The following is an 18,886-nucleotide window of genomic DNA, read 5'->3' as shown; positions in this document are numbered from 1 at the left end:
CAGCCGGTTTGGGGGCGCCGGATCGGCTATGGAGGGACGGAATATGGGTTTGGCACGGAACTGGACAGCGGCAACGCTGGCTGTGGCCTTGTTGGCAATCGGCTCCGGAACCGGCGCGCAGACCGTCGCGGACGAGGGTCTGCTGGTGGTCTATGGTCCGCAGGCGCCCAGCCGCGAGGGTGATACCGACCGGCGCGAACAGGTATTCTTTTCCGTGCCTGCCGATCTTTCGGACCGGATCTATGTGCGTGTCTTCGACCCCGAAACCGGCGGTGATGGTGATTTCACCTATGGCGGGCCGGCCGATTCCGAAACCACGTTTCGACTGTTCGGCGGCGATGGCGCCTATAGCGAGGCCGACCGGCCCGAGCCGGTGGCGGACGGCGCCCGCGAGCCGCGCCTGGTGCCCTATGACCCGGTCACGCAGCCCGGCAAGCTGATCCGCGAGCAGGTCTGGGGCAGCGACCGGTCGACAGACGGGCGCTGGGTTTCGCTGGCCGCCGTGCGGGCCCGTCAGGGCGAGATCGTCGGCGACCGTGCCTATTTCCGCATCGACGTGCAGGGCAGCCGGGGCAATGACGGTAACGGCTATTCGCTGGGTGTCAGCTTGGCGCGCGACCGCGACCGGGTCCCCGAGGGGCTGGAGATGTTTTCCTATCGGCCCACCGTGCGCTGGTCGGCGGGCAAGCCTGCGACCCGTGTGGGTTTCACCAAGACCGCGCCCGGCCCGCTCACGGTGCAGAGCTTTGACGGCGCCAATGGCCAGCTGGCACTGATCACCGATTATCGCGATCTGGGCCTGCGCATCTCGGGACAGGATTTCTGGACCTCGGATGAGGTCACGACCGACGAGACCAATCTGGCGATCAGCCTGCTGGGCGGGTTCGAGACCCCCAATGACGTGACATTGGCGGTCTTCGATGCCGAGGGCAATCCGCTGCCCCTGACCATGCCGCCTTATCGTGCCGTCGTACCGCCGCGCCCGGTTGCACGGGGCGCCGGTCAGCCGCTGGCCGATTGCCGCTCGGTCGCCTTTGACGCCAGTGGTTCGACCGGGCGCACCCCGCTCTCCTACCTGTGGGAGTTCGGCGACGGCAACCGGTCCACCGATCCGGTGGTGGCGCATCGCTATTCCGAGCCGGGACGCTATACCGCCCGGCTCAGCCTGCTGGAACCGGGCAGCCGCCCGGGCCGAGGCGACCGGATCGAGGTTCCGGTCCATGTACGGAATGCCCCTGCCGCGGTGCCGGGCAGCGACATCGTGGTGGCGCCGGGCCAGGTGGTGGAATTCGACGGCTCCGCCTCGCAACCCTCGGACAGTCCGATCACCGGCTATCGCTGGACCTTTGGCGATGGTGGCGCGGCACAGGGCCCGCGCGCCCAGCATGTCTATGACCAGCCGGGCCAGTATCGCGCCGTGCTGCGGGTGCAGGACGACGCGGTGCATCCCTGCAACTTCGGCACTGCCGTGCGCCGGGTCGTGGTGAACTTTGCCCCCGTGGCCGAGGCGGGCACCGACCAGAGCGCCATTGTCGGCCAGGCGGTGACCCTGTCGGGCGCGGCCAGCTATGATGTGGATGGCGCCATTCTCGATTACCGCTGGAGCATGGGCGACGGCACCGTGCTGAGCGGCGAGACAGTGACCCATCGCTATGAACAGTCGGGCAGCTATCAGGTGCTGCTGACCGTTACCGATGACAGCGGCGTGGTGAACAAGATCGCCACCGATGGCGCCCGGATCGAGGTGAACGCCCCGCCCGAGCCGCGGTTCACCATTCCCGAACGGCCTGTCTCGGTGTCCGAGGTGGCGGTGCTCGACGCCTCGGCCTCGACCGATGCGGATGGGCAGATCCTCAGCTATATCTGGGATTTCGGCGATGGCGCCATGGGCGAGGGGCCGGTGGCCAGCTATGCCTGGACCCGCGCCGGAGAGTTCTCGGTCACCCTGACGGTCGAGGATGACAGCGGCACCGCCTCGGCGCTGCAATCCATCACCCGGATCGTGCGGGTCGATGCCGCGCCGGTGGCGGATGCGGGACCCGACCAATACGTGACCGCGACCGAAGTGCGCTTTGACGGCGGCGGTTCGGTCGATCCCGACGGTCGGGTCACCGACTGGCAGTGGGATTTCGGCGATGGCGCGACCGCCAGCGGTCAGAGCGTCAGCCATGCCTATCTGCGCCCCGGTCGTTACGAGGTGGCGTTGACGGTGCGCGATGACAGCGGCGCGCCGCTCAACACCGATCGCGACACCATGTGGCTGACGATCAACACCGCGCCCATCGCCGATGCCGGCCCGCCGCAAGTGGTGGCCCCGGGCGAGGAGTTCCTGCTTTCGGGTGGTGCATCGGTCGATCCCGATGGCGCGATATCCGACTATCTGTGGACCTTCCCGGACGGGCAGGTGAAACAGGGCCAGCGTGTCAGCCATGTGCTGGACGAGCCGGGCCTGCACCGCATCCGCCTGACCGTGGCCGATAATTTCGCCGGCGGCGCCGCCGAGGACGAGGCCGAGGTGCTGATCACCGTCAATGCGGCCCCGGTGGCGGTGGCCGGGCGCGACCTGCTGATCGCGCCGGGTGATACGGTTGTGTTCGACGCAGGGCAGAGCTTTGATCCGGACGGGCGGCTCACCTCCTATCGCTGGGAGTTCGAGGATCTGGGCGCCCCGCTCGAGGCGCTGCGGGTCGAGCGTGCCTTTGACGCGCCCGGGGTCTGGAGCGCGCAATTGGTCGTCGCCGATGACAGCGGCGTACTGAACGCCACCGCCGCCGATGATGTGACGATCCGTGTCAACCATCCGCCGGTGGCCGAGGCGGGCGCGCCGGTGATCACCGATCAGTTGCATGTGACCTTTGACGGCTCCGGCTCGAAGGATGGCGATGGCGACCCGTTGATCCACCGCTGGGATTTCGGCGACGGCTCGCCCCCGGTCTATGGCGAGACGGTCACCCATGTATTCCCGCGCGCTGGCATCTTCCCGGTCACACTCAGGGTGGATGATGGCACCGGCCTGTCCAACGCTCGCGCCATCGACGCCACTGCCGTCACGATCCAGGCGCGGCCGGTGGCCGATGCCGGTGGCAATCGCGATGTCTGTTCGGGCGAGCCGATCCTGTTCGACGCCTCCGCCAGCGCCGATCCCGATGGCGGATTGTTGGCCTATGAATGGGATTTCGGCGACGGATCGGGTTCGGACCTGATCAACCCGACCAAGACCTATGAGATGCCCGGCGTCTATCCGGTCACGCTCAAGGTACGCAACGGCACCGGCACCGAACACGGCACGGCCGTCGATCGGATCGCGGCGCTGGTGCGCGAAGGGCCGATCGCCGACGCGGGCCCTGACATGACGGTCTGTTCCAACGCGCAGGTGCGGTTCGATGGCTCGGGCTCGACGGATGCGGATGGCGCGGTCAACGCCTTTGCCTGGACCTTTGGCGATGGCGGCAGCGGCAGCGGGGCGACGCCGCAGCATATCTTCCGCACGCCGGGCACTTATTCGGTGACCCTGACCATCACCGGTGACGCGCGCGGCGCGTGCAGCCCGCTCGACACCGATGTGAGCGAGGTGACGGTGATTGCCGCGCCCGAGTTGAAGGTGTTGGGTCAGGGCCGCGCCGCCGCCGGGATGCCGGCCAGTTTCTCGGCCGGGCTGGACAAGCTGGGCGGGGCTACACCCGAGGGCTTCAACTGGTCGATCTCGGACGGCAGCACCTATGAGGGTCGTGACATCGAACATGTCTTTGCCGAGCCGGGCGATTACCTGGTGACGCTGCGCAGCCGTCTGAGCGGCGGCACCGAGGCCTGTAGCGAGTTGGAGGTGCAGCGCCGGATCATCGTCAACGCCGCGCCCGAACCGGTGATCGACGCGCCCCTGCGGGTTTCGGTCGGTCAGTCGGTGCGCTTTGACGCGGGTGGATCCTCGGACAGCGATGGGGCAATTGCCCGCTTCGCCTGGGCGTTCGGCGATGGCGGCGGGGCCGAAGGGGTCCAGGCGGTGCACCGCTACGAGACGCCGGGCAGCTACGAGGTGAGCCTGACCGTCACAGACGATGCGGGCGTTGCCAACAGCCAGATTACCCGTAGCCAGCAGATCGAGGTGGCACCCTCGCCCGTGGCGGGCCTGACCGCGCGCGGCGCGGTCTGTCCCGGCGTGAACCTGCCCTGGGCGGTGACACCGGGCGGTGAGACCGCTGTTGGCTGGGAATTCGGCGACGGGACCGTGGCTGCGGGGGCAGAAACCGAGCACGGCTTTGACCGCCCCGGCCTGATGCCGGTGCGGGTGATGCTGGACGATGGCCGCGACCTGCCCGGCAGCCGCCGTACGGAAGAGATCTATGTCCGCGTAAATGCCCAACCCACCGCGCTGGCCGGGCCTGACCGGGTGGTATGTCCGGGCGAGGTGGTGGTGTTCGACGCCGGTGGCTCGGGCGATGTGGACGGTGACCTGACAAGTTGGCGCTGGACCTTCTCGGACGGGGTCACGCTGGAGGGCGCGCGCGTCGAGCGGGTGTTTGACGCTGCCGCCGATCTGACGGTGCAACTGAGCGTGCAGGATGACAGCGGCGCCGAGGGGTGCGATGTCGGCACCGACAGCGCCCGCATCCTCGTCAACGGCACGCCGCAGGTCGATGCCGGACCTGACCTGACCGTACCCGTGGGCGGCGCCCATGACGTGGTGCGGTTCGATGCCGGTGCGGCCAGCGATCCCGATGGCCATGGGCTGCGGCTGAGCTGGTCGTTTGGTGATGGGACCGAAGCGACAGGCGCGGTGACGCGTCACCGCTTCGCCAATCCCGGCAGCTATACCGTGACCGTTCGGGCGCAGGACAGCACCGGGCTGGTCTGCGGCATCGGGCGCGATACCGCAACCGTGACTGCCGTCGCACGCGAATAAGGCACTCCCCGCCCGAGGCCATGGCCTTGGGCGGGGTGCGGATTTCCCGCGACGGTTAACAGGTTTTGTATTACGTTCTGGCCATGAGATTCCCCCTTCGCCTCAAATTCTTCGTCTTTGCCGTCCTGCTTGCCGTCGGTCCGCTGGCGCTGGTTGGTCAGAACCTGACCCAACTCAGCCGAGATGAGTTGAAGAGTGCCGCCAACGAGGATTTGACCACGGTCGCCGCCGAGCTGCGCTCGACCTTCGACAACACCTTTCAGGGCCGTTGGCTGACTCCGCTGACGGTGATCCGCAACGGGGTCGACAGTGGCGATCTGGGCGTGCCGCAGAAGATCTCGCTGCTGACGCTGGGCTTGCAGGAACTCAGCCAGGTGGTGGCCTTGCAACTGTCGATCGAAGGCTCGGACCTGCCGATCATCGTCACCAACGAGGGGTTTGCCACCCGGTTGAGCCAGGCCGGGCTGAACCCGGTCGAGGTGCTGGCAACCTCGCCCGAATTGATCAAGGCGATCGCAGCTACCGGGCAATATGGTCGCCCGGTGATCACTCGGCTGGAACAGACCGGCGACTGGCTGGCAACGCTGGCGCTGCCGCTGGAAACCCGGATCGCCGGGCGGCAGGTAACCATGGCGGCCCGGATCGACCTGGGATTGCTGGGCGAGACGGTGCGACGGCATCCCTTTGCGCAGCGGGGTGAAATCACCGTGGTCGATCAGGCCGGCCGCCGGGTGCTGACCGGAACACCCGAGCTGCTAGACCAGCGGCGTATCGTCGCCTCGACCCTGCCGTTGATCGTTGCGGGGGCGCGGGCGGACGCGCTGGAACCCTATGTGCGCCCCGACGGCACCGCGATGCTGGGGGCCTATGCCTTTCCCGACTGGTTTCCCTGGGCGGTGATCACCGAGCTGAGCGAGGACAATGCCTATGCGGTGGTCAATGCGATCACCCGGCAAATCCTGACCGTGGGTCTGGTGGGTTTTGCGGTTGCCGCTGCGGCGGCGCTGCTGTTCGCGCGGCAGCTGACCCGGCCCATCCTGAGAATCGGACAGGTGGCGCAACAGGTCGGCGAGGGCGATTTCTCGGCCCGGGTCGAGGATGTTCGTTCACGTGACGAGATTGGTGATCTGGCGGGGCGGTTCAATCGGATGATCGCGCATCTGGGTGAGCGGGTGGAACTGATGAAGTTCGTGTCGCACAGCACCATGTCCGCGATCCAGAGCGCCGAGCGCACCGGCATGGCGCGCGGTGGGCAGCGACGCCGGGTGTCGGTGATCTTCACCGATATCCGCGGCTATACCGAGTTTTCGGAGCGGGTGCCGCCGGAAACGGTGATCGAGGTACTCAACAGCTATTTCGACGCGCAGACGGATATTGTCGAGCACTACAAGGGTGACGTGGACAAGTTCGTCGGTGATGCTCTGGTGGCGGTGTTCGAGGGCGAAGGGATGGAGGCGCGGGCGGTGGCCTGTGCGGTCGGCATCACCGAGGCGATGGCGCGGCTGCTGGAGGAGAACCCCGAGCATGGGTTGCATGTGGGTATCGGTGTCGCCTCGGGCGAGGTTGTGATGGGGGCGATGGGCGCGCGCGACCGGATGGATTTCACCGTGCTGGGATCGACCGTGAATCTCTCGGCGCGTTTGTGTTCCAAGGCGGCGGCCGATCAGGTGCTGATCGACCGCGAGACGCGTGATGCGGCGGTTCTGGAGGATATCGTCTATGAACCGCTCGAGCCCATCGTGCTCAAGGGCTATGCGGCGCCGGTGCCCGCTTTTGCCGCGCTCCGCAAGGCAGGCTAGGCGCTGATCCGTCGGAAATCAGGGATTTCCGACCCGGAAAATCACAGATTTTCCGTACCGTTTTCCGTGTCGGAAAACGACTCTTCGCTTCAATGGGCGAATTCGACCCAGGCCCATACCATGGCCAGATAGGTCATTTGGTGCAGGAACTGGTCGAACCCCATCGCATGCCAGTATTTGGCCTGATTGGGCTGCAACGCCTTCCGGTCCGAATAGCTGGCCTTGCCGTAGTCGATGTTGAAATGCACCACCCATTCCAGCGCGGCAATCGCCAGGGCAAACACCACCGGTGCGCCAACAACAAGAAAAAGCAGAACCGAACCTATCGCATGGACCCCGGCATGCTGCGCCCGGCCCATATGCCAATACTCGCACCGCCCGGACAACATCCGGGGCGTTTGCAGAAAGAAGTCCGCAAACATGTGCTTGACCTGAAAGAGGCCAAGCACCAACAGCAGCGAGCCGATCGTCACAGGCAAGAACACTCCTCCATCCGCGTTCCCGATATTACCTTAGCGTAGGAAGGGCGGGCTGCAAAATGAACTCGTTCACACAGAAAGCCGATTGACCGGACGTAAATGCGATTGCCAGCCCATATCGGGCCGCGATAGCCTTGGTTCGGGTCGCGGGCTTCGGGTGGCGACCGATTTGTTGAAGGCCGATTTGGGGGTCGGAGCCATCGAACGCACCTTGTTCCGTTTCATCTGGAAGTATTCCAGACGCGATCAACTGATCCTGCTGATGGTGACGGCAACGCTGTTTCCGCTGCTCTACCTCACGTTGGAGCTTCCCAAACGCATCATCAACGACGCCATCGGCGCCGCCAGTTCCACCATCGAGGTCTGGGGCTTCTCCTTCGATCAGGTAACCTATCTGGGTATCCTGTGCACCGCCTTCCTTGTTGCCGTGCTCGCGCATGGGCTGATGAAGATGCGGATCAACACGATGAAAGGCGTGATGTCCGAGCGGATGCTGCGCCGGTTCCGCTATCTGCTGATCACTCGGGCGCTGCGGTTTCCACAGCCCTATTTCGAGCGTGTCAGCCAGGGCGAGTTGGTGTCGATGATCACCGCCGAAAGCGAGCCGATGGGCGGGTTGATGGGCGATGCGATCAGCCAGCCGGTCTTGCAGGCCGGGCAGATGATCACGATCCTGTCCTTTCTTTTCCTGCAAAGCCCGTGGTTCGGGCTGGCTGCCGTTGCGCTGATCCCGCTTCAGGCCTGGCTGATCCCGCGCATGCAGCGCCAGATCAACCTGCTCAACAAGAAGCGTATCCAGGAGGTGCGCGTTCTCGCCGCGCAGATCGGCGAAAACGCGGCCGGCGCGGCGACGCTGCGATCCAATGCCGGCTGGCCCTGGCGGATGTCGATGATCAGCTATCAGCTGGGGCGGCTGTTCAGCATCCGCTTCGATATCTACCAGAAAAAGTTCTTCATGAAGTTCGTGAACAACTTCATCGGGCAGCTGACTCCCTTCCTGTTCTATTCGATCGGCGGCTATCTGGTGTTGCAGGGTAGCGTGTCACTGGGGGCGCTGGTGGCGGCGCTGGCAGCGTACAAGGATTTGTCGAGCCCCTGGAAAGAGTTGCTGACCTATTACAATCAGACTCAGGACATGTCGTTGCGCTGGGAGGTGATCCTGGACCGCTTCGCGCCGCCGGGTATGATCGACGAAGACAAGTTCAGCGGTTTCCCCGAAGAGCGCCCGCGCCTGACCGGCGATATCGTGCTCGACAAGGTTTCGGTCCGTGATGCCGATGGCAATCTGGTGCTGGACGATCTCGACCTGACCCTGCCGGGCGGCAAGGTGATCGGTATCGCCGCCAGCAGCGAAGAGGATCGCCGCGCCCTGTCGGAACTGCTCACGCGTGAGGTATTGCCGGCCAGTGGACAGGTACGGATCGGCGAGGTCGGACTGTCGGATCTGCACCAGATGGTGGTGGCCTCAAGGATCGGCCATGCAACCTCGCGCCCGGTGCTGTTCCAGGGCACCTTCGGGGAAAACGTGACGATGCCGGTCCGGGTGCGCCCTCAGGGTGACAGCGGCGAGCCGGGCTTTCACGCCGAAACCCTGCGCGCGGGCAACAGCGCCGATCCCTATCATAGCGACTGGCTGGAGCCGGGCCTCGCTGGCTTCGATGATGCCCGTGCGCTGCGCGACTGGTGGCTGAAGCTGGTCGAGGGGCTGGGTTCGGGTGCGGCACTTTATCGTCGCGGCGCCGAGCAGGTCTTTGCCGAGGCCGATCACCCCGAACTGGCGGCGCGGCTGGTGGCGTTACGGCCGGTCATTCAGGAGGCGGCAGAGCGCGCGGGACTTGCCGGGCAGGCGCATTTCTTTGACCCCGGCCAGTACAACCCGGCGCTGCCGGTGGCCGAGAACCTGCTTTTTGCCACCCCACGCGCGGCCTTCACGCCCGAGGTTCTGGCCGGTCAGACCGATTTTCTGGCCCAGATCCGTCAGATCGGGCTGGACGAGCCCTTGGTGCGCCTGACCCAGGACGTGATCGACATGCTGCGCCAGATCTTCGGGCTGGACGGAACCGACCACCCGCTGTTCCGCAAGCTGAATCTGGATGTGCGCACCTACGAGACCGCATTGGAACTGGTGGAAAAGACCCGCGACGACGGCGCTCGGGCGCTGGAGGATGCGCAACTGGCCAGCCTGCTTGCGGTGCCGTTCCGGATCTCGGCAGACCAGATCGGCCCGGCCTTCTCCGACGAGATCAAGGCGCGCATTCTGGAACTGCGCAAGAGCCACTCGGCCGAGCTGATGCGCAGTCTGGACGATGTTTTTGCCCCGCTCGACCCCGACGCCTTTGCGCCCGGTCTGAACGTGCTGGAAAACGCTTTGTTCGGCAAGGTGAGCGAGGTGGGCGGTGCCCGTTCGGACGAGTTGCGAAAGCTGATCACCGAGGTGCTGGATGAACACGGTGTGCGGCCGCAGGTGATCCAGCTTATCTACGATCTGCCTGTCACGCTGGGTGGGCAGAACGTACCGGCGATCTTTGCGGAGCCGCTTGCCTTTACCCGCGCAACGATCAAGAAGCCCGATATCCTGCTGCTCGACCGTGCATTGGCCAGCTATGACATGCAGACACAGATCGCGGTTTACAGGAACCTGCGCGCGCTGCTGCCCGAGACAACGCTGATCTACCTCAATGATGGTTTCGAGAACCCTGATGTCTTCGACCTCTATGTCGAGATCCAGCAAGGCCGCATCGTGACCGAGGAAGTCCCGAAACAGCAGGAGGAAGAGGACAGCGTCGCCTCGGCCGATCTCAGCCGCAAAGTCCGCACGCTGGAGCAGACGCCGCTGTTTTCCGGTCTCGACCGGCGGCAGCTGCGGCTGCTTGCCTTTGGTGCGCGCTGGTACTCGGCCAAGGCGGGCGAGGTGGTGTTCCTGAAGGACGATCAACCCACCGATGGTGCCTATATGATGATCGAGGGCGAGGCCGGGCTTTACCTGCCGCGCGAGGGGCAGGAGGATCAGTTGATCGTGACTGTCGGGCCGGGCCGGCTGGTGGGGGAACTGGGCCTGATCCGCAAGGAACCGCGCGCTCTGAGCATGGTGGCGGCCACCGACATCACCTGTCTGCGCATCGGCGAGGAAGAGTTCCTGGCAGTGGTCGAGAACGATGCCGCGACCGCGTTCAAACTGTTGCAGGTGGTGGCGGGCTACGTTTCGAACTAACGCGGTGCGCGCGCGACAGGGGACCTTTTCCGGCTCGGAAAACGGCTTGGAAAACGTCGTTTTCCAGCACGGAATTTTTGCAAAATTCCGTGCCCCTACTGACCGGCAAGGCCCATTTGACGGACCGCAAGATCGCGCAGGATTTCTTCGGAGCCACCGCCGATCGCCATCACCTTGACCTCGCGCCAGACCCGTTCAACCGGGTTTCCGGTCAAATACCCGGCGCCGCCGAAGATCTGCATGCCTTCCGAGGCCACGAATTCCAGCGCCTTGGTCGCCTGCACCTTGGCCTTGGCGATTTCGCCCGCAGGCATCAGCCCCTGGTTCATCGCCCAGCAAATGCGTTCCAGATAGGCCTCGATCATGTCGATCCGCGCTGACATTTCGGCGAATTTATGGGCGATGACCTGATGTTCGATCAACCGCTGGCCAAAGGTCCGACGCTCACGCGCCCAGTCAAGCGCGGAACGATAGCAGACCCGCATCATGCCGAGGCAGCCCGCCACCATCGCCAGCCGCTCGTGGTTGAAGTTGTTCATGATCGCCAGGAAGCCCTTGTTTTCGGGGCCGATCAGCGCCGTCTCGGGTACGTGGCAATCGTCGAAATGCAGCATGGCCTGGGTCGAACAATGCCAGCCCATCTTGCCCCCCAGCGGGGTGCGCGAAAAGCCGGGCGTATCAGCCTCGATCAGGAACAGCGAGATGCCCGCCAGACCCGGCCCGCCGGTGCGGGCGCCGACCACGAACCACTGCGCGTCCATCCCCCCGGTGATATAGGCCTTGGCACCGTTCAGCACCCAGCCACCCGCCACGCGCGCGGCCTGCGTGCTCAGATTGGCCACGTCCGAGCCGCCCCCGGGTTCGGTGATCGCCAGAGCCGAGTTCATCTCGCCCCGCACGATGCGGGGCAGGATGTCTTGTCGGAATGGCTCGGGTGCAAACCGCACCATCGGACCCAGCGAGATCATCCGCCCGCCGACCGCCGCAGCCACCCCCGACGCGCCGCAGCCAAAGGCCAGTTCGGCGTAGTCGCAGCGCATGAACGCGTCGTCAAAGCCCAGTCCGCCATATTCCTCGGGGACGCCAAAGCCGAACACCCCCAGCGCACCCAGTTTCTGGTGCAGCTCCCAGGGCACGGCCTCTGCGGCCTCCCACTCCTCCACATGTGGGGTGACCTCGGTGGCGAAAAACGAGGCAAGCGTGTCGCGAAAGGCCTGACGCTCGGGCGTCATGAAGGGAGAGGGGCAGGTCATGGCGCATCCTTTGCGGGCAGGGGGGTCAGCTGGCTTTCCATCATCCCGGCGAACCGGTCCACCATCCGCGCCAGATAGGCAGGGTCGGTGACGAAACGTTCGTGCAGGACCAGACCGCGCAGAAAGTTCCGGGTCATGCTCCACAACAGTTCGGCGTCGTCCGGTGCCGGGTCCGCCCCGACATAGGCGCGCGCGACCGAGGCGCGGCTTTGCCGGTCCCAGTCGTGCAGGCGGGTTTCCAGCAGGCGATAAAGCTCGGCATCGGTGCGGCAGGCCACCAGAATCTCGACCATTGCCCGCCCGCCGGCAGCGTTCACCACCTGACCCCAGGCCCGGGTGATCAGATCACGCACCGGTTCGGGGCTGGCGGCCTGCGCGGCGCGGCGTTCGACCGGGTCGAGCGCGCGTGCCAGCAATTCCATCGCGGTGGCCGCGACCAGCGCCTGACGGGTGGGAAAGTGATGGGTGATCGCGCCGCGCGACACGCCCGCCCGCTCCTGAATGCGGGCAAAGGTGGTCTCGGCATAGCCCAGCCGATCCAGACAGGCGATGGTGGCCCGGATCACCTTGGCCTGGGTCGATCGGGATCGCCGGTCTTGCGGGGTCGATTTCAGGGTCTCGGGCATCTGCCGTCACGTCACACTTATTTCGATTGACCGCGAAGGTCTCGGGAGGCAGCTTAAAAACAGAACGGGCGGTCTGTAAAGTGGCTGCCGAAAGCCAGGGGAGAGAACGTCGCGTGACAGCAACGTTGAGGATCGGCGGGGCCTGCGGTTTCTGGGGTGAGGCGCCGCATGCGACGGCACAGCTTCTCGCGGCCGGGGTCGACGTGCTGGTCTATGACTACCTGGCCGAGATCACCATGTCGATCATGGCGCGCGCGCGGCTGAAGGATCCGGATCAGGGCTATGCCACCGATTTCGTGACCGAGGCGATGGGACCGAACCTGAAGACCATTGCCAGGCAAGGGGTGCGGGTGCTGTCGAATGCCGGCGGGGTGAACCCCGAGGCCTGCGCAGAGGCGCTGAGAGAGCGGATCGCGGCGGCGGGGTTGTCCCTGCGGGTGGCGGTGGTGACCGGCGACGATCTGCTGGCGCGCGCCTCGGAGTTTGCCGCATGCACCGAGATGTTCACCGGCGCTGCCATGCCTCCGCCCGAGCGGATCGCTTCGATGAACGCCTATCTGGGCGCGGCGCCGGTGGTGGTGGCGTTGCGGGCGGGGGCGGATATCGTGCTGACCGGGCGCTGTGCCGACAGCGCCCTGACACTGGCGGCCTGTGTGCACCGCTTTGGCTGGGACCTGGCCGATCATGACCGGCTGGCGGCAGGGTCGCTGGCCGGGCATCTGCTGGAATGTGGTCCGCAGGCGACCGGGGGCAATTTCACCGATTGGGAAGCGGCGGGCGATCTGGCGCGGATCGGCTATCCCATCGCCGAGGTCGCCGCCGATGGCGGTTTTGTCCTGACCAAGCCCGAGGGCAGCAGCGGGCTGGTGACCCCGGCTACGGTGGGCGAACAGATGCTGTACGAGATCGGCGATCCGCGCGCCTATCTGCTGCCCGATGTGGTCTGCGATTTCTCGGGCGTGACGTTGGAGCAGGCGGGGCCGGACCGGGTGCAGGTCAGCGGTGCGCGCGGGCGGGCGCCGACCGGGCGGCTCAAGGTCTCGGTCACCTGGGCCGATGGCTATCGCGGCGGCATGGTGTTCCAGATGACCGGGCGCGACGCGCGGGCCAAGGCGCAGGCCTTTGTCCAGGCCGGGCTTGACCGGGCGCGGGCGCGGCTGGCGGCGCTGGGCGCGCCAGACTATCGCGAGGTCTCGTTCGAGGCATTTGGCGGGCGCCCGACCCCGGATGCGCCCGAAGAAATCGCGTTCAAGGCGGCGGTGCGCCATGACGATGCACGCGCGGTGGGTCTGTTTCTCAAGGAACTTGTGGGCGCGGCGCTGGCGACACCGCCGGGCCTGCATTTCTTCACCGGCGCCGGGCGACCCCGGCCCTCGCCGGTGGTGGCGCTGTTCTCCTGCCTGATCCCGGCTGAGGCGGTGCGATGCCGCGTCGTGCTGGACGGGGGAGAACTGTCCTTCGATCCACCCGAACAGCCGTTGCACGAGGTTGAGGCGAGACCAGCCCCCTGTCCGCCGCCGCCGGATATGGAATTTGAGCTGGAGGCGCGGCCACTTGAAGCGCTGGCCTGGGCCCGCTCCGGCGACAAGGGCGACAGCGCCAATATCGGCGTGCTGGCCCGCCGTCCCGAATACATGCCCTATATCTGGGCGGCCCTGTCGCCCGAGGCGGTGATGAGATTTTTCGACGAAAAATCTCCCGCCCAAATCCAGCGTTTCTATCTGCCGGGCTGTCATGCCATGAATATCGTGCTGACAGGGGCGCTGGGCGGTGGCGGAGTGGCCAGCCTCAGAAACGATGCCCAGGGCAAGGCTTTTGCCCAAGAGCTTCTGTCCCTGCCGGTACCTGTTCCGGTCGGGTTGATCGTAAAGAACTAAGGCAGAGGGACCATGCGTTTTATCAGCCAGCTCGACAAGGACAGCGACAGCTATCGCCGCAACCGCGCCGATATGCTGGCGCTGGTGGATCGGCTCCGCGCGCTCGAGGCGCGGCCCATGGCGCTCAGCGAGGAGCGGCGCGCCCGGATGGAGGCGCGCGGCCAGATCACCCCGCGCGACCGTCTGGCGCGGCTGCTGGACCCGGGTCTGCCTTTTGTGCAACTGCACAGCCTGGCCGGTTACATGGTCGACAGCGCCGATCCGGAAACATCGGTTCCCGGTGCCTCGGTCATCATCGGCATCGGTTTTGTCTCGGGCGTGCGCTGCATGGTGGTGGTCGATGACAGCGGCATCAAGGCCGGTGCCATGACCGAGATGACGGCCGCCGCTTTTCTCAGCGCGCAGGAGGTGGCGCTGAAACAGCGTCTTCCCTTCCTGCACCTTGTCGAAAGCGCGGGCGCCAACCTGATGGAATACCGGGTCGAGCTGTGGGCCCATGGCGGCAAGCTGTTCCGTAACCTCGCCCGGCTTTCGGCGGCGGGCATTCCCAATATCGCGGTGCTGCATGGCCCCTCGACCGCCGGGGGCGCCTATATGCCCGGTCTGGCCGACTACGTGGTGGGCGTGCGCAAGAACGGCATGGCGGCGCTGGCGGGCGCAGCGCTGGTGCATGCAGCCACCGGCGAGCGCGCCAATGACCGCGATCTGGGCGGGTCCGAGATGCATGCCCAGACCAGCGGGTTGGTGGAATACCTGGCCGAGGATGACGCCCACGGGATCGAGATCGCCCGTCAGGTGGTTGCCGCGCTCGACTGGAACAAGTCGCTGCCCGCACGGCCCGTCCCCGCCGAGATCGGGCCGCCGCTCGACCCCGAGGACCTGGCCGGGCTGGTGCCGGTCGACTACCGGGTGCCCTATGACATGCGCGAACTGGCGGCGCGGGTGGTGGATGGCGGGATCTTTCAGGACTTCAAGCCGCGCTATGGTGTGTCGACCGTCTGCCTGCAGGCGGCGATCCACGGGATCGCGGTGGGCATCATCGGCAATAACGGCCCGATCGACCCCGATGGCGCAACCAAGGCGGCGCAGTTCATCCAGCTTTGCGGGCAATCCGACACGCCGTTGATCTTTCTCAACAACACGACCGGTTACATGGTCGGCACGGCCTATGAACAGGCGGGAATGATCAAGCATGGCGCCAAGATGATCCAGGCGGTCACCTCGGTCGATGTGCCGCGCATCACGCTTTATGTCGGCGCCAGCTTTGGGGCGGGCAATTACGGCATGTCCGGTTATGCCTACGAGCCCGATTTCCTGTTTGCCTGGCCCAACGCCACCACAGGCGTCATGGGGGGCGAGCAGGCTGCGGGCACCATGGCCATGGTCGCCCGCGCCGGTGCCGCCCGCAAGGGGCAAGAGATCGACGAGGCGCGGCTGGCCAAGCAATCGGCGATGATCGCGGCGCATTTCGACCGCCAGTCGGATGCGTTCTATACCTCGGGGCGCTGTCTGGATCACGGGGTGATCGACCCGCGCGACACCCGGCGGGTGCTGGCGTTCTGCCTGCACACCTGCCGCGAGGCGCGGGCGCGCCGGGTCAAGCCCGGTTCTTACGGGGTGGCGAGGTTTTGACGATGCGATTTGATACTCTGCTGATTGCCAACCGGGGCGAAATCGCGGCGCGGATCATCCGCAGCGCCCGCGAGATGGGGCTGCGCACGGTGGCCGTCTACACCACCGCCGATGCCGGGGCGCCGCATGTGGCGCTGGCCGATCACGCCGTCTGGATCGGCGAGGGGCCGGTGGGCGACAGCTACCTGAATGCCGACCGTATCCTTGATGCCGCCCGGCAAAGCGGCGCCGGGGCCATCCATCCCGGCTATGGTTTCCTGTCCGAAAATGCCGAATTTGCCCGCGCGGTGGCAGCGGCGGGGCTGGTCTTTGTCGGGCCGGAGGCCTCGGCGATCGAGGCGATGGGCAACAAGGCCGAGGCCAAGCGGCTGATGCTGGCCGCCGGGGTTCCTTGCGTGCCGGGCTATCAGGGGGCCGATCAATCCGATGCCGCGCTGGCGCGCGAGGCCGAACAGATCGGCTATCCGCTGATGGTCAAGGCCGCGGCTGGCGGCGGCGGGCGCGGCATGCGGCTGGTAGAGGGGCCGGAAGCCCTGAGCGAGGCGCTGGCCCGCGCCCGGGCCGAGGCGCTGGGCGCCTTCGGCTCGGACGAGCTGATCCTGGAACGCGCCATCGTCGAGCCGCGTCATGTGGAGTTTCAGGTCTTTGGCGATGCCCATGGCGCGGTGCTCCACTTGGGCGAGCGGGACTGCTCGGTCCAGCGTCGCCACCAGAAGGTGATCGAAGAGGCGCCCTGTCCGGTGATGACACCCCAACTGCGCGAGGCGATGGGCACCGCTGCCGTGGCCGCCGCGCGTGCGGTGGATTATCGCGGCGCCGGCACGGTCGAATTTCTGCTGGACGCGTCGGGCGGCTTCTATTTCCTCGAAATGAACACCCGGCTTCAGGTCGAACATCCGGTGACCGAGATGGTCACCGGCCTCGATCTGGTGGCGCTGCAATTGCAGGTGGCGCAGGGCGACCCGCTGCCGCTGACGCAGGACGATCTGCGCATCGACGGCCACGCGATCGAGGTCCGGCTTTATGCCGAGGATCCGGCGGCGGGCTTCCTGCCCGCCATCGGCCCGGTGCTGCGCTGGCGCCCGGCCGCCGGGGTGGGCCTGCGCGTCGATGCAGGCATTGCACAGGGGCAGCAGATCTCGCCCCATTACGACCCGATGCTGGCCAAGATCATCGCTCATGGTCCCAGCCGGGCGGTGGCGCTGGCCCGCCTTGCGCGCGCGGTGGCCGATACGGTGCTGCTCGGCACTGCGACCAACAGCACCTTTATTGCAGATCTGCTGGCGCTGCCCGAATTTGCCGAGGGCCGCGCCACCACGGGCCTGTTGGCGCGCAGCTATCCCGAGGGTTATGGCGCGGGCACAGCTGAGCCCCGCGCCGTGGCGTTGATGGTGGCGGTGCTGATGCAGCATGACCGCGACACGGCGCTGGCGGTTGCCGGTCCGATCCCGCTTGATCTTCTGGGCTGGACCAGCGCCCCGGTCCTGCCGCGCAGCCTGCGGGTCGAGACCGGCGGGCAGGGCTTTGACTGCACCGCGGGCGCCGGTCCAGGCGGCTGGCGGATCGGCGTTGCGGACGCGCAGTTCGAAATCGAGCTGGACCAGCGGGGCGACGGTCTGCGGGCGCGGCTGGGTGGCGAGACCCATGACCTGCTGGCGCATGTGGCGGGCGATACGGTGCACATGGCGTTTGGCGCACAGCGCCTGACCCTGCGCCGCCAGCGTCCCGGCGCCCCCGATGCCGAGTCGCTGGGCGGTGGCCGCGTCACCGCGCCGATGCCCGGTCTGGTGCAGTCGGTGTCGGTGGCCGAGGGGGGCGAGGTTGCCAAGGGCCAGACGCTTGCGGTGCTTGAGGCGATGAAGATGCAGCACCAGATCACCGCCCCGGTCGCGGGCCGGGTGACCCGGCAACATGTGGCACCCGGCGCGCAACTGGCGGCGGGCGATGTGATGTTCGAGATCGAAGAGGAAGAGAGCGCATGAATTCCGACCTGTGCCGCAAACTGGGGATCGAGTTTCCGCTCTTTGCCTTCAGCCATTGCCGTGACGTGGTGGCCGCCGTCAGCCGGGCGGGCGGCATGGGCGTGTTCGGCGCCGTGCTCTATACGCCCGAACAGCTCAGGACCGAGCTGGAATGGATCGACGCCCATTGCGGCGGCAAACCCTATGGCGTGGACCTGATCGTACCGACCTCGATCCAGCGGCAGGGGGGCAGCGGGCCGGAAGACGATCAGTTGCTGGCCGGGCTGCCCGCCGAGCACCTGGCCTTTGCCGAACAGGTGCTGGAGCGGGCAGGCGTGGGCGCCGGCGATCTGGACGAGCGCCGCCGCGCGCTGCTGCATATCTCGCGCAACCTCGATAGTGCGGGGGCTGAGGCGATGCTGGACGTGGCCTTTTCCTTTCCGATCCGGCTGATTGCCAACGCGCTGGGCACACCGCCGCAGATCATGCTGGACCGCGCCCGAGCGGCGGGGGTGCCGGTGGCGGCGCTGGTGGGGTCGAAACAGCACGCCCAGCGGCAGGTCGCCGCCGGGGTCGACATTCTGGTCGCTGCCGGGGGCGAGGCGGGCGGCCATTGCGGCGAGGTCTCGACCATGGTGCTGGTGCCCGAGGTGGTCTCGGTCGCGGGCGAAACCCCGGTTCTGGCGGCGGGTGGCATCGTGACCGGCCGACAGATGGCGGCGGCGATGGCCATGGGCGCGGCAGGGGCCTGGTGCGGCTCGGTCTGGCTGACCACCGCCGAGGGCGAGCCAAGCCAGGTGGTCAAGGACAAGATGCTGGCGGCCTCGTCCTCGGATACGGTGCGCTCGCGCTCGCGCACGGGCAAGACCTCGCGCCAGCTGAAATCGGCCTGGACCGCTGCGTGGGAGGCCGAAGGCCCCGCGCCGTTGCCGATGCCGCTGCAATCGCTGGTGGCCGAACCGGCGCTGGCCCGGATCGAGGCGCTGGCCCAGCGCGGCCATGCGGGCGCCGCCGAGCTGGCCACCTATTGGGTCGGGCAGGGGGTCGGGCTGATGACCCAGACCACATCCGCCGCCGAAGTGGTGCAGGAATTCAAACGCGACTACCTCGCCGCGACCGAGCGGCTGATGGCGACACTGGAGGGATAA

The 18,886-nt window shown here is 66.6% G+C and carries 10 protein-coding genes; 7 read left to right on the top strand and 3 right to left on the bottom strand.

What is annotated here, in order from left to right:
* Nucleotides 1–43: 43 nt before the first annotated feature.
* On the top strand, nt 44–4,900 hold the full coding sequence (locus tag AC2FLM_RS10130) for a PKD domain-containing protein (protein ID WP_496857666.1): 4,857 nt from the start codon (nt 44–46) through the stop codon (nt 4,898–4,900).
* 83 nt (nt 4,901–4,983) lie between these two features.
* Nucleotides 4,984–6,699 carry an adenylate/guanylate cyclase domain-containing protein gene (locus tag AC2FLM_RS10125; RefSeq protein ID WP_496857664.1) on the top strand — a complete coding sequence of 572 codons (1,716 nt, stop codon included), beginning with the start codon at nt 4,984–4,986 and terminating at the stop codon, nt 6,697–6,699.
* An 89-nt stretch (nt 6,700–6,788) separates the two neighbouring features.
* Here the strand turns inward: AC2FLM_RS10125 and AC2FLM_RS10120 are convergent, their stop codons facing one another.
* The gene (locus AC2FLM_RS10120; RefSeq protein WP_496857662.1) at nt 6,789–7,178 is read right to left on the bottom strand and encodes a DUF3307 domain-containing protein; all 390 of its coding nucleotides are present in this window, start codon (nt 7,176–7,178) and stop codon (nt 6,789–6,791) included.
* Nucleotides 7,179–7,440: 262 nt separating this feature from the next.
* Here AC2FLM_RS10120 and AC2FLM_RS10115 point away from each other — a divergent pair, with 262 nt between their 5' ends.
* Nucleotides 7,441–10,389: a cyclic nucleotide-binding domain-containing protein gene (locus AC2FLM_RS10115; RefSeq protein WP_496858058.1), complete on the top strand. Its 2,949-nt coding sequence runs from the start codon at nt 7,441–7,443 to the stop codon at nt 10,387–10,389.
* Between the two features lie 95 nt (nt 10,390–10,484).
* Here the strand turns inward: AC2FLM_RS10115 and AC2FLM_RS10110 are convergent, their stop codons facing one another.
* Nucleotides 10,485–11,642, bottom strand: coding sequence for an acyl-CoA dehydrogenase family protein (locus AC2FLM_RS10110; RefSeq protein WP_496857660.1), 1,158 nt, complete (start codon nt 11,640–11,642; stop codon nt 10,485–10,487).
* Nucleotides 11,639–12,268 carry a TetR/AcrR family transcriptional regulator gene (locus tag AC2FLM_RS10105; protein ID WP_496857658.1) on the bottom strand — a complete coding sequence of 210 codons (630 nt, stop codon included), beginning with the start codon at nt 12,266–12,268 and terminating at the stop codon, nt 11,639–11,641. The genes AC2FLM_RS10110 and AC2FLM_RS10105 overlap by 4 nt, the downstream gene beginning before the upstream one ends.
* A gap of 113 nt (nt 12,269–12,381) precedes the next feature.
* On the opposite strand from AC2FLM_RS10105, the gene AC2FLM_RS10100 reads away from it, so the two are divergent.
* From AC2FLM_RS10100 to AC2FLM_RS10085, 4 genes are read left to right on the top strand one after another with little or no spacing between them, the layout of a single operon-like run.
* Complete coding sequence (locus AC2FLM_RS10100; RefSeq protein WP_496857656.1) at nt 12,382–14,145, top strand: acyclic terpene utilization AtuA family protein; 1,764 nt, start codon at nt 12,382–12,384, stop codon at nt 14,143–14,145.
* Between the two features lie 12 nt (nt 14,146–14,157).
* Entirely contained in the window at nt 14,158–15,777 is a 1,620-nt protein-coding gene (locus AC2FLM_RS10095) for an acyl-CoA carboxylase subunit beta (protein WP_496857654.1), read from the top strand.
* Nucleotides 15,778–15,779: 2 nt separating this feature from the next.
* Nucleotides 15,780–17,759 carry an acetyl/propionyl/methylcrotonyl-CoA carboxylase subunit alpha gene (locus tag AC2FLM_RS10090; protein ID WP_496857652.1) on the top strand — a complete coding sequence of 660 codons (1,980 nt, stop codon included), beginning with the start codon at nt 15,780–15,782 and terminating at the stop codon, nt 17,757–17,759.
* Nucleotides 17,756–18,886, top strand: a complete 1,131-nt coding sequence (locus AC2FLM_RS10085) for an NAD(P)H-dependent flavin oxidoreductase (protein ID WP_496857650.1) — start codon at nt 17,756–17,758, stop codon at nt 18,884–18,886. Before AC2FLM_RS10090 ends, AC2FLM_RS10085 begins: the two co-directional genes overlap by 4 nt.

This window comes from Ruegeria sp. SAZD011 (genome assembly GCF_059612545.1).
This window is presented reverse-complemented; position numbering and strand designations above follow the sequence as displayed.